Below are 11,828 nucleotides of genomic sequence, written 5' to 3'. Positions count from 1 at the left end.
CGGTCCACCAACAGGGGGAATCACCATGGGCAGTGGAACCTGGTCCACCGACGTCTACGGCGCCGCGGCGAGCTACCGCGCCGCCTCCGGCACCGGCGCCTTCGACTACAGCGATCGCGTCACCACCTCGGCACCCCGCCACACCTGGAAGGCGCACCCCTCACTCGCCCCCGAGGGACTCTCCGTCCGGGAGAGCCGCGATTCCGACGAGCACCCCACCTCCCTCGCCGTCTCCGTACTCTTCGACGTGACCGGATCGATGCGGTCCGTACCGCGCGTCCTGCAGACCAAGCTGCCCGAACTGTTCGGCCTCCTGCTGCGCAAGGGTTACGTCGCCCACCCGCAGATCCTCTTCGGCGCGGTCGGCGACGCCACCTGCGACCGCGTCCCGCTCCAGCTCGGCCAGTTCGAATCCGACAACCGCATGGACGACGACCTCGGCAACATCCTCCTGGAGGGCGGCGGAGGAGGTCAGATGACCGAGTCCTACGAACTCGCCCTGTACGCCATGGCCCGCCACACCAGCATCGACTGCCACGAGAAGCGCGGCCGCCGCGGCTACCTCTTCCTCATCGGCGACGAGATGCCCTACGGCAAGGTCAAGGCGCGCGAGATCCGCGCCGTCCTCGGCGACCGCGTCACCGAGGACATCCCGCTCACCACGATCCTCGACGAGGTACGCCGGAAGTTCGACGTCTACTTCATCATCCCGGCCGGTGCCACCCACGTCGGCAACTCCGCAGTACAGGGCACCTGGCGCAAGCTGCTCGGCCAGAACGTCATCGAACTCGACGACCTCTCCGCCGTCTGCGAGACCATCGCGCTGACCATCGGCCTCGGCGAGGAGGCCATCGACCTCGCAGCCGGTCTCGACGACCTTGCCGACCTCGGCTCCGAGGCGGGCGCCAGCGTCGGCAAGGCGCTCGCCCCCCTCAGCGGCCGCCGCGGCACCGTCGCCCGCTCCTCGGCGCCACTGCTCGACGCTTCCTCCGACGCCGGCAGCGGCGGCACCACCCGACTCTGAAGCTCCTTTCCCACCACGGCAATCAGCTCCCGGGGCCCGCCCTCGGGGAGCGTCACAGAGAGATCCGCCCGTGCACACCATCGTGGTCGACCTCGGCTACGGCGACGCCGGCAAGGGCACCGTCGTCGACCGGCTCTGCGCCTTCCCACGGGGCGCGGGGCCGGTCACGGCGGTCGTCCGGTTCAACGGCGGCGCCCAGGCCGCGCACAACGTCATCACCACCGACGGCCGCCACCACACCTTCGCCCAATTCGGCTCGGGCACCTTCAGCGGCGTCCCCACCCACCTGTCCCACCTGATGCTGGTGGACCCCCTGGCCCTCGCCGCCGAGGCTCGCCACCTCGCCTCCCAGGGCGTCGCCGACCCGCTCGCCCTGCTGACCGTCGACCGGCGCGCCCGCCTCACCACGCCCTACCACGCGGCCGCCAACCGGGCCCGCGAGAGGGCCCGCGGCAGCGCCCGGCACGGCTCCTGCGGCATGGGCATCGGCGAGACCGCCGCGTACGCGCTGGCCCACCCGGCCGACGCCCCCACCGCGGGCGACTGCACCTCACGCACCGCGCTGCGCCGCACCCTCACCCTGCTCCGCGACCGCCTCACCGACGCGCTGGGCCCGCTCGGGGCTCCGCCGATCGACGCCTGCGTGGACGCCTTCCGCGCCTTCGCCGACCACGTCACGCTCGTCGGCGACACCCATCTGCCCCGACTGCTGCACCGCGGACCGGTCGTCTTCGAAGGCGCCCAGGGAGTCCTCCTGGACGAATGGCACGGCTTCCACCCGTACACCACCTGGTCGACCACCACCTTCGACGGCGCGGAAACCCTCCTCGCCGAGGCCGGTCTGTCACGGGCCGCGCTCCGCCTCGGCGTCGTCCGCACCTACACCACCCGGCACGGCCCCGGCCCGCTCGTCACCGAGGACCCGACCCTGGCGACGGCCCTCACCGAGCCGCACAACGGACACGGCCGCTGGCAGGGCGCTTTCCGCAGCGGCCACTTCGACGCCCCCGCGCACGCCTACGCCATCGCCGCCTGCGGGGGAGTGGACGGCCTCGCCGTGACCCACCTCGACGCGCCGGCCCGGCACGGCGCGCTGCGGATCGTCCGCAGCTACCGCACCCCCGACGGCCAGATGGACCGCATCCCGGCTGCGCGGCCCGGCGACCTCGACCGCCAACAGCGCCTCACCGAGCGGTTGTTGACCGCCCGCCCCGACCGCCGGCAGTCCCCGGGCGGCGACCCGCGCGCCTGGACCGAAGCCCTCACCGACGCGTTGTCGGCCCCCGTCCTGCTGACGTCCCACGGCCCGACCGCCGCCGACAAGGCAGGGCAGCTCAGCGCCCGCCCAACGACCCCCGGGAGACCGGGAAGTCGAAAGCGGTGTCCGGAAACGTCTCCGGCGTGAAGGTGTAGTGCCACCACTCACTCTCGTAGTTCACGAATCCGACCCGCTCCAGACCGTCCTTGAGGAGCAGACGGTTCGCCAGCTGCCGGCCCGTGATCCGCGGGTCGAGGGTGTGCGCCAGGGTGTCGAAACAGTCGAAGCCGGTGCCCATGTCCAGCGAGTTGTCCGGGAAGCGGGTCTCCTTCGGGCCGTAGCACGCGGAGAGCGGCTCACCCGGAACGTACGGCCGGGTCGGCAGCGCGGGCAGCCGCACCAGCGTCAGATCGACGGTGCTGCCCCTGCTGTGCCCCGACTTCTCCGCGATGTAGCCGTCCCGGAAGAGCGCCGACTTCTCCACCCGGGGATAGAACTCCGCCTTCATCCGCTCGTCATCGAGGTCCTTCGCCCAGGCCACGAAGTGGTCCACGGCCCGCTGCGGGCGATAGCAGTCGTAGACCTTGAGGGAGTAGCCACGCCGCAGGAACGACACCTGCGCCCGGTGCAGCGCCCGCGCCGTGTCCCGCGTCACGAGGCAGGTCGGCGCGCGATAGCCGGTCACCCGCACTCCCATGAAGTTGTGCGGCGTGAAGTAGCGCATCTCCTGGATGATGGTGCGATCCACGTCGCGCAACGCGACGAACTCCTCGGGCGCCTTGGGGTCACCGGCCGCCGGGGAGACCGACCCGGGGCGGGCATCGGCGCCCACCGCCGCGCTCGACGGCAGGGCGGTGACGGTCATCAGGGCGGCGGCAGCGACGGCGAGGCCGCGCAGCGCGGCAGCAAGTCTCGGCATGGCCCCCGTCTACCAGTCCCACCGCGCCGGCGGAAGACCGCCGACCACCCCACCACGCCGTTTCCTCGCGCCCCGGTGCGCCTCCGGAGGATCCGACGACCCGCCCTAGCCGCCCGACACCCCCCGCACCCGCACCGGATACTCCACCGCGCTCCCGTCCTGCCGCGCCACGACCACACGGTCGCCCTCCCACTGCGTGGTGTAACGCCGCACGTCGGGCCGCCGCCACCCGTCGCCGGCGTCCGGCACCTCCAGGCCGCCGCCCCGGCGCCTCGCGGCGGGCGCCCACACCTCCAGCTCCGTTCCGCCGTCCGCGCCCACCACCGGCAGCACCGCACCGGCCCGCGCCAGCACCGGTATTCGCGACAGCGGCGCGTCGACCACCACCTGCCCCGGCCCCTCGTGGACCTGCCCGGTCGCGGTGTCGTACCACCGCCCGCGCGGCAACTGCACCGCCCGCCTGGTCGCCCCCGGCTCCAGCACCGGCGCCACCAGCAGCGCGTCCCCCAGGAGAAAGGCGTCCTCGCAGTTCCGCAGCGCCCGGTCCCGCGGCGAGTTCCACCACACCGGCCGGACGTACGGCGCGCCCGTCAGCCGCGCCAACTGCCCCAGCGTGTCGAAATACGGCAGCAGCCGCGCCCGCTCACGCAACGCCGCACGGGCGTGCTCCAACACCTCGGACCCGTACTCCCACGGCTCCCGCCGCCCCGCCCGCGACGCCGTATGCGTACGGAACAGCGGAAGATGGGCGCTCAGTTGGAACCACCGCAGATACAACTCCGGGGACGGCGCCGCGCACCCCCCGCCGACATCGGGGCCGCTGTAGGGCACCCCGCACAACCCCAGGCCCAGCACCAGCGACAGCGATGCCCGCAAGCCGGGCCAGCCCGTCGCCACCTTCCCCGACCAGGCGCCCCCGTACCGCTGCAGACCCGCCCACCCCGACCGCGAGAGGAGAAACGGTCGCTCCGTCGGCCGCACTTCGCCCCAGCCGTCGTAAGCGGCCCGCGCCATCGCCAGGCCGTACACGTTGTGCGCCTCCCGGTGGTCGCCGCCCCGGCCCTCCAGCGCGTGCCGGGCCGACCGCGGCAGGGTCGACTCACCGAACGCCGCACAGGACACCGGCTCGTTCCGGTCGTGCCAGACACCGGCGAACCCCTGCGCCAGCCGCTCCGTGTAGAGCCCGCCCCACCACTTGCGCACCCGTGCGTCGGTGAAATCGGGGAACACCGACTCACCCGGCCCGACCACCCCGCGCACCTCCCGCCCGCGCGCGTCCCGCACGAAGACCTCGGCCGCGGCCCCGCCGTCGTACACCGCGTCACCGGACCGCGCACGCACCGCCGGCTCCACGGCCGACACCAGCCGCACCCCGCCCGCCCGCAACTCCCGCGCCAGACCCGGCAGATCGGGATAGCGGTTCCGGTCGACGGTGAAGGCACGGTGCCCGTCGTGATGACCCGCGCCCAGGTGGACGGCGGACAACGGCAGCCCGTGCTCCTGGTAGCCCGCGACCGCCCGGCGCACCTCCTCCTCACCACCCGAGCCCCCGAGGGCGTGCTGCGGGCCCAGCGCCCACCGGGGCGGCAGCGCGGGCGCCCCGGTCAGCGCCGTCCAGCCCAGCAGCACCCGCGCCGGGGTCCCGGCCAGCACCCAGTAGCGCAGCGGCCCGCCGTCCATCCGCACCTCGCAGGTGCCGGGCCGGTCGTGCCCGGAGCCGGCGCCCTCCGTCCCCTCACGCAGCACCACCCGGCCGTCCCAGGAGTTGTCGTGGAAGACCAGATGCGTCCCCGCGTCGGCCACCACCAACTGCACCGGCATGGTCAGCGACACCGGATCCTCGTCCGGCGCCACCACACCGTCCGGAGCGGAGTTCCACAGACGGTACGAGCCGTCGCGGAGCCGCGGCCCGCGGGCCCGGCCCCCCAGACCGAAGAACCGCGCGTCGGCCGCCACCTCCGAGCGCTGCACCCACCGCGACCCGGCACCCTCTTCGGGCCCTGCCCCGGCACCGTCGTCGCTGCCCGCCACCCCGTCCGTACGGTCCCACCAGCGCGGCGGCAGCTCCCGTCGCAACACCACCCCACCGGGCGTGCGCACCTCCACCGCGCCGAACCGCGAGACCGCCACCGTCACCCGCTCGGAGACGACCCGCCAGCCGCCCTCCCGGTCCGGCTCCAGCACCGCCCTGCTGTCCACCTCAGGACACGCCGCCAGCGCGTACGACGGCTCCGGCCCGGCACCGTCCCAGCCGCAGAACACCGCGCCGCCCGACGCCACCCGCACCCGCAGCGACGACCGCGCGAAGTGGACCACCCCGCCCCCGGGCTGCGACTCGGCGCCGCTCGCGGTCCCCGGCACCCGCGCCCGCTCCGCACGCTGCCGCGGCAGGGCCAGCGCGTCCGCTCTGCGCCGCTGCCACGCCGCCCGCACGGACCGCAGCCCCTGCGCCGTGCCCACCGCCCTGACCATCCGTACCGACCGCACCAGATCCCGCCCGTCCATGCCGGTCAGCCTCCCATTGACGTCGCCGCGATCGGGCACCGTTCAACTGCCGTTCACCTGCTGTGCGGCAGGTCCGGCCACCCGTCGGCCGCCCCCGCGCCCGACATTGGCCGAAACCGGCTCCCGCGGCCCGCACCCCGTGGCCACGCCACATCCGCCACGCCCCGAATGTGGGGGGCCCACCCTGGTGCACAAGACGATCACATGGCATCGTCCTGCCAAGCCGTGTCACGCGCACACCCTCGCCACGCCGAGGACCCAAACCGCTGTGCGCGCCCGACGCACACGACGCGTACCGCCCGGGAGCCGCATCATGACCACCGCACCGCAGTCCGACGACCGGCCGCAGCCCCTCTGGCAGCCCGGCCAGGACCGCATCGCCGGCGCACAGGTCACCCGCTTCCACGCCTGGGCCGCGGAGCACCACGGCGCACCGGCCCCCGTCCCCGGCGACCCCGCCGCGAGCTACGCCGCGCTGCACCGCTGGTCCGTCGACGAGCTCTCCCGCTTCTGGGAAGCCACCGCCGCATGGTTCGACGTCCGCTTCACCACCCCCTACGACACCGTGCTCGCCGACCGCGCGATGCCCGGCGCCCGCTGGTTCCCCGGCGCCACCCTCAACTACGCCGAGCACGCCCTGCGCGCCGCGGAGGACCCCGAGCGCGCCGACACCCCGGCACTGCTGTACGTCGACGAGACCCACGAGCCCACCCCCGTCACCTGGGCCACCCTCCGCTCCCAGGTCGGCGCGCTGGCCGCCGAACTCCGCCGCCTCGGTGTCCGCCCGGGCGACCGCGTCAGCGGCTACGTCCCGAACATCCCGCAGGCCGTCGTCGCCCTCCTCGCCTCCGCCGCGGTGGGCGCCGTCTGGACCTCCTGCGCCCCCGACTTCGGCGCCCGCAGCGTGCTGGACCGCTTCCAGCAGATCGAACCGGTCGTCCTGTTCACCGTCGACGGCTACCGCTACGGCGGCAAGGAACACGACCGGCGCGACACCGTCACCGAACTCCGCGCGGAACTGCCCACGCTCCGCGCCGTCGTCCACATCCCGCTGCTCGGCACCCCGGCCCCCGAAGGCGCCCTGAACTGGTCGGACCTGACCTCCCAGGACACCGAACCGGTCTTCGAACAGGTCCCCTTCGACCACCCGCTGTGGGTCCTGTACTCCTCCGGGACCACCGGCCTGCCCAAGGCCATCGTCCAGTCCCAGGGCGGCATCCTGCTCGAACACCTCAAGCAGACCGGCCTGCACTGCGACCTCGGCCCCGACGACCGCTTCTTCTGGTACACCTCCACCGGCTGGATGATGTGGAACTTCCTCGTCGCCGGCCTCCTGGTGGGCTCCACGATCGTGCTCTACGACGGCAGCCCCGGCCACCCCGACATCGACGCCCAGTGGCGGGTCGCCGAACGCACCCGCGCCACGGTCTTCGGCACCTCCGCCGCCTATGTGATGGCCTGCCGCAAGGCCGGCATCCACCCCGCCCGTGACCTCGACCTCTCGGCCGTCACCTGCGTCGCCACCACCGGCTCCCCGCTCCCGCCCGACGGATTCCGCTGGCTGCACGACAGCTTCGCCGAGAGCGGCGCCGACCTGTGGACGGCCTCCGTCAGCGGCGGCACGGACGTCTGCAGCTGCTTCGCGGGCGCCGTCCCCACCCTCCCCGTCCACATCGGCGAACTCCAGGCCCCCTGTCTCGGCACCGACCTGCAGGCGTGGGACGCCCAGGGCAAACCGGTCATCGACGAGGTCGGCGAACTCGTCGTCACCAACCCGATGCCCTCGATGCCGATCCACTTCTGGAACGACCCCGAGGGCAGCCGCTACCACGACAGCTACTTCGACATGTACCCCGGCGTCTGGCGGCACGGCGACTGGATCACCGTCACCTCCCGCGGCAGCGTCGTCATCCACGGCCGCTCCGACTCCACCCTCAACCGCCAGGGCGTCCGGATGGGGTCCGCCGACATCTACGAGGCGGTCGAACGGCTCCCCGAGATCCGCGAATCCCTCGTCATCGGTCTCGAACTCCCCGACGGCGGCTACTGGATGCCCCTCTTCGTGCACCTCGCCCCCGGTGCCGCCCTCGACGACACCCTCCGCGACCGCATCAAGCGGACCATCCGCGAGCAGCTCTCCCCCCGCCACGTCCCCGACGACATCATCGAGGCCCCCGGAGTGCCGCACACCCTCACCGGCAAGCGCATCGAGGTCCCCGTCAAACGCCTCCTCCAGGGCACCCCCCTCGAAAAGGCCGTCAACCCCGGCTCCGTCGACAACCTCGAACTGCTCCGCTTCTACGAGCGCATCGCCAACGACCGCGCCAAGTAGGGCTCGTCCGGGTGGCCGTGGCGGCCGCCTGTACTTCCGGCCGCGGACCGCCGTTGTCAGACCCCGTGATTACTCTCAGTGACAAGTGACGTTCGATGCAGAGCATCTCACTGAGGGGGAGTCATGACATCCGCATCCCGGCCCACCGACCACGCCCGCGCCCGCCGCATCCTGCGCCGCGAAGTCCCCAGCACCGCCGCCGTCCTGGCCGACGAGCGGGACTTCGCGGCGATGCGCCGCTACCGCACCTTCCCGTTCGACGACCACCGCAGTTACCTCCAGCAGATGGAGGCACTGCTGCGCACCCTCGCCTCCGAGGGCGTCCTCACCACCCTCAGCCTCTTCGACCCGGCCGCCTACGAGGAATACTGCGCCGACCTCGCCCTCGACCCCGACCGCCCCGACAGCCGCACCCGCTACACGGCAGAACTCGCCTGCACCGGCGCCACCCTCCCGTACGCCGGCGAGCCGCTGAAGCAGCTCCTGCCGTTACTCGTCGAAGAAGCCGACCGCCAGGCCACCTGGGAGCGCGCCTCCGCCCTCCTGGCCCGCGCCGGCACCTGCGAGGACTGCGGTGAGGACCTCGCACACGCCGCCTTCGCCCGCGCCACCCACGCCCTCAGGAAACTCCTCGAAGCCCTCGGCGAGGGGACCCACCACCTCGTGTGCAGCATCCCGGCGGGCGAGCCGTCCCTCCTGGCCATCCTGCACGCCACCAGCAGCGACGGCGGCCGCCTCCAACTCTCCGAAGCCACCACCCTGGTCTTCTGTACCGTCCTCGCCACCGGCCTTGCCCTGCGCACCCCGGGCGGCATCGTCTCCCGCACCACCACCGACGGCCCCACGGCCGGCACCCACGACACCGTCCGCGGCTGGTCCCTGCGGGACGCCTGGCCCTGCCCGCTCACCGCGGCCGAGGTCTTCACCGCCTACTGCACCGACGCCGACACCGGCGAACCGATCCCACCCGAGCACGGCGTCGACTACGCCCCCGGACTCACCCTCCCACCCCCGACGGAAGAGCACCGCCACCGCTGACCCGACCTCTTCTGTTGGGCACCTCATCCGCCCCACGACAGCGCACAACGGCAGATGGCCGCCCCGCCACAAAGGGCGGGACGGCCATCAAGGCTCCTTGCGACGCATGGGCGTCGCGCGGGATCACTCCCCGGAGAGCACCGCCTGCGCGGCAGCCCGCGCGTCCTCGGCGGTGTCCGCCGCACGCGCAGCGGCGGCGGCCCGCTCGCACTGCGCCAGCGTGTGCTTCGACAGCGTCGAGCGGACGTAGGGAATCGACGCCGCGCCCATCGACAGGCTGGTGACACCGAGCCCGGTCAGCACACACGCCAACAGCGGGTCGGAGGCCGCCTCGCCGCAGACACCACAGCTCTTGCCCTCGGCCTTCGCGGCCTCGGCCGATGCGGCCACGAGGTCCAGCAGCGCCGGCTGCCACGGGTCCTGCAGACGCGAGACGGCACCCACCTGACGGTCGGCGGCGAAGGTGTACTGCGCCAGGTCGTTGGTGCCCAGCGACAGGAACTCCACCTCCTGCAGGATCGAGCGGGCGCGCAGCGCGGCGGACGGGATCTCCACCATCGCGCCGAACTTCGCCTCCAGCCCGGCGTCCCGGCAGGCATCCGCGAACGCCTTGGCGTCGGTACGGTCGGCCACCATCGGGGCCATGACCTCGAGGTAGACCGGCAGTCCCTCGGCGGCCTTCGACAGCGCGGTCAGCTGCGTACGCAGCACATCCGGGTGGTCCAGCAGCGTCCGCAGACCCCGCACACCCAGCGCCGGGTTGGGCTCGTCGCCCGGGGTCAGGAAGTCCAGCGGCTTGTCGGCACCGGCGTCCAGCACCCGCACCACGACGCGGCCCTCGGGAAAGGCCTCCAGCACCTTGCGGTAGGCCTCGACCTGCTTGTCCTCCGTGGGCGCCTTCTTGCTGTCGTCCAGGAAGAGGAACTCGGTACGGAAGAGACCGACACCCTCCGCACCGGCCTCGACCGCGGCCGGCACATCCGCCGGACCGCCGACGTTCGCCAGCAGCGGCACCTTGTGCCCGTCGGAGGTCGCCCCGGGACCGGACGACGCGGCCAGCGCGGCCTTGCGCGCCGCCGCGGCCTGCTCCAGCGACGTGCGCTTGTCGGCACTGGGGTCGACGAAGATCTCACCGGTGCTGCCGTCCACCGCGATCACGGTGCCCTCGACGAGCTCACCCGCACCGGGCAGCGCGACGACGGCCGGCACACCCAGCGCCCGCGCCAGAATCGCACTGTGGCTGGTCGGCCCGCCCTCCTCGGTCACGAACCCGAGCACCAGCGCGGGGTCCAGCAGCGCGGTGTCGGCCGGCGCCAGATCGCGGGCGATCAGCACATACGGCTCGTCGCTGTCCGGCACACCCGGCATCGGCACACCCAGCAGCCGCGCGACGATCCGGTTGCGCACATCATCGAGGTCGGCGACGCGCCCGGCCAGGTACTCACCCGCACCCGCCAACAGCGCCCGGTAGGCGGCGAACGCGTCATAGACACCGCGCTCGGCAGTGCTGCCGACGGCGATCCGACGCTCGACATCGGCCATCAACTCGGGGTCCTGCGCCATCATGGCCTGTGCCTCGAGCACGGCCTGCGCCTCACCACCCGCCAGATTCCCCCGCGCGATCAAGTCGGCGGCCACAGCCTCCACGGCCTGGCGGGCGCGCCCCTGTTCGCGCTCCGCCTCCTCGGCCGGAATCTGCTTGGCCGGCGGTTCGAGTACCGCCGTGCCCATGTGGCGCACCTCGCCGATGGCCACCCCGTGGCTCACGCCGACGCCTCGCAGCGTTGTCTCCATTTCACCCGTCTCCGGTTGATGCGGCGGTCCGTGCCGCCGCGGTGGATGTCGTACCTGCCGTCAGAACGGCGCCCGGCTACTGCCAGGTGAAGAGCGAGTCGCCCGACTTGATGTCGCCGTCCTCACGCACATCGGCGAGCGAGTCGGCGGTGGCCTCCAGCGCGACGACGGGGCACACCGGCGACTTGCCGGCCTCCTCGACCGCAGCCGGGTTCCAGCGCACGACCGCCTGGCCCCGCTGCACCGTGTCGCCCTTGTTGACGAGGAGCTCGAAGCCCTGGCCATTGAGCTGAACGGTGTCGATGCCGAGGTGCGTCAGCACTCCGTGGCCGGCCGCGTCGACGACCACGAAGGCATGAGGGTGCAGTGAAACGACAACGCCGTCAACGGGCGCAACGGCCTCGGACGGCTCACGAACCGGATCGATGGCGGTACCGGGACCCACCATTGCTCCGGAGAACACCGGATCGGGCACAGCCGCGAGTCCGATGGCGCGTCCGGCGAGCGGGGACGTCACGGTGGTCATGGGAAGCCTCCCAGGGGTGGAGATCTATCAGGCCGCCGTCACTACCTGTCCTGGACAGCGCACCGTTCAGAAGCGTAAGTCATAAGAACTGACGGTTCCGCATGAGCGACACCGGCTGAAGTCCTCCGTGCCCCGCGGAATCGATTTGCCTCGCCCACAGCCGAGCTGTACTGTCTGACACCTGCCCCGGACAGCCAGGCCGCAAATTACTGCGGAAGGCGAGAGTGGGCGGCACCCCATCAGAGTCTTGATCGAGATTCTCGAACGCGTGCCTTTCTGTATGTCTACAGAAAAGCGGTGGTTCGGAAGAGCGAAAAGCCCTGATAGAGTGTGAAACACCGAAGGGAAGCGCCCGGAGAGCCTGGTGAAACAGGCACAAAGGAAGCGTCCGTTCCTTGAGAACTCAACAGCGTGCCAAAAGTCAACGCCAGA

The 11,828-nt window shown here is 72.5% G+C and carries 8 protein-coding genes; 4 read left to right on the top strand and 4 right to left on the bottom strand.

The features are described 5' to 3' along the window. Window positions 1-25: 25 nt before the first annotated feature. Window positions 26-1,024, top strand: a complete 999-nt coding sequence (locus ACH4FH_RS25905) for a hypothetical protein (protein ID WP_398558290.1) — start codon at window positions 26-28, stop codon at window positions 1,022-1,024. A 70-nt stretch (window positions 1,025-1,094) separates the two neighbouring features. Beyond that, window positions 1,095-2,429 carry an adenylosuccinate synthetase gene (locus tag ACH4FH_RS25900; protein WP_398558289.1) on the top strand — a complete coding sequence of 445 codons (1,335 nt, stop codon included), beginning with the start codon at window positions 1,095-1,097 and terminating at the stop codon, window positions 2,427-2,429. Here ACH4FH_RS25900 and ACH4FH_RS25895 read toward each other — a convergent pair. Continuing rightward, window positions 2,359-3,201 (bottom strand): M15 family metallopeptidase, encoded by an 843-nt coding sequence (locus ACH4FH_RS25895; protein WP_398558288.1) that lies wholly within the window; start codon window positions 3,199-3,201, stop codon window positions 2,359-2,361. The genes ACH4FH_RS25900 and ACH4FH_RS25895 overlap by 71 nt on opposite strands. Window positions 3,202-3,306: 105 nt before the next feature. After that, a complete protein-coding gene (locus ACH4FH_RS25890; protein ID WP_398558287.1) occupies window positions 3,307-5,706 on the bottom strand; it encodes a glycoside hydrolase family 31 protein in 2,400 nt (799 codons plus the stop codon). Window positions 5,707-6,019: 313 nt separating this feature from the next. Here ACH4FH_RS25890 and ACH4FH_RS25885 point away from each other — a divergent pair, with 313 nt between their 5' ends. After that, entirely contained in the window at window positions 6,020-8,038 is a 2,019-nt protein-coding gene (locus ACH4FH_RS25885) for an acetoacetate--CoA ligase (protein WP_398558286.1), read from the top strand. 123 nt (window positions 8,039-8,161) lie between these two features. Then, complete coding sequence (locus ACH4FH_RS25880; protein ID WP_398558285.1) at window positions 8,162-9,076, top strand: hypothetical protein; 915 nt, start codon at window positions 8,162-8,164, stop codon at window positions 9,074-9,076. A 123-nt stretch (window positions 9,077-9,199) separates the two neighbouring features. Here ACH4FH_RS25880 and ptsP read toward each other — a convergent pair whose 3' ends face one another. Together ptsP and ACH4FH_RS25870 are read right to left on the bottom strand one after the other, a co-directional pair. Further along, the gene (gene ptsP / locus ACH4FH_RS25875) at window positions 9,200-10,870 is read right to left on the bottom strand and encodes a phosphoenolpyruvate--protein phosphotransferase (RefSeq protein ID WP_398558284.1); all 1,671 of its coding nucleotides are present in this window, start codon (window positions 10,868-10,870) and stop codon (window positions 9,200-9,202) included. A 76-nt stretch (window positions 10,871-10,946) separates the two neighbouring features. Next, a complete protein-coding gene (locus ACH4FH_RS25870) occupies window positions 10,947-11,396 on the bottom strand; it encodes a PTS glucose transporter subunit IIA (RefSeq protein WP_398558283.1) in 450 nt (149 codons plus the stop codon). Between the last annotated feature and the right edge of the window lie 432 nt (window positions 11,397-11,828).

The organism is Streptomyces sp. NPDC017993 (assembly GCF_044328065.1).
Taxonomy (GTDB): domain Bacteria; phylum Actinomycetota; class Actinomycetes; order Streptomycetales; family Streptomycetaceae; genus Streptomyces.
This window is presented reverse-complemented; position numbering and strand designations above follow the sequence as displayed.

Excerpts from the sequence above, each read along its gene's own strand:
- ACH4FH_RS25905 (WP_398558290.1), top strand. The coding sequence starts at position 26 with ATGGGCAGTGGAACCTGGTCCACCGACGTCTACGGCGCCGCGGCGAGC.
- ACH4FH_RS25895 (WP_398558288.1), bottom strand. The coding sequence starts at position 3,201 with ATGCCGAGACTTGCTGCCGCGCTGCGCGGCCTCGCCGTCGCTGCCGCC.
- ACH4FH_RS25890 (WP_398558287.1), bottom strand. The coding sequence starts at position 5,706 with ATGGACGGGCGGGATCTGGTGCGGTCGGTACGGATGGTCAGGGCGGTG.
- ACH4FH_RS25885 (WP_398558286.1), top strand. The coding sequence starts at position 6,020 with ATGACCACCGCACCGCAGTCCGACGACCGGCCGCAGCCCCTCTGGCAG.
- ACH4FH_RS25880 (WP_398558285.1), top strand. The coding sequence starts at position 8,162 with ATGACATCCGCATCCCGGCCCACCGACCACGCCCGCGCCCGCCGCATC.
- ptsP (WP_398558284.1), bottom strand. The coding sequence starts at position 10,870 with ATGGAGACAACGCTGCGAGGCGTCGGCGTGAGCCACGGGGTGGCCATC.
- ACH4FH_RS25870 (WP_398558283.1), bottom strand. The coding sequence starts at position 11,396 with ATGACCACCGTGACGTCCCCGCTCGCCGGACGCGCCATCGGACTCGCG.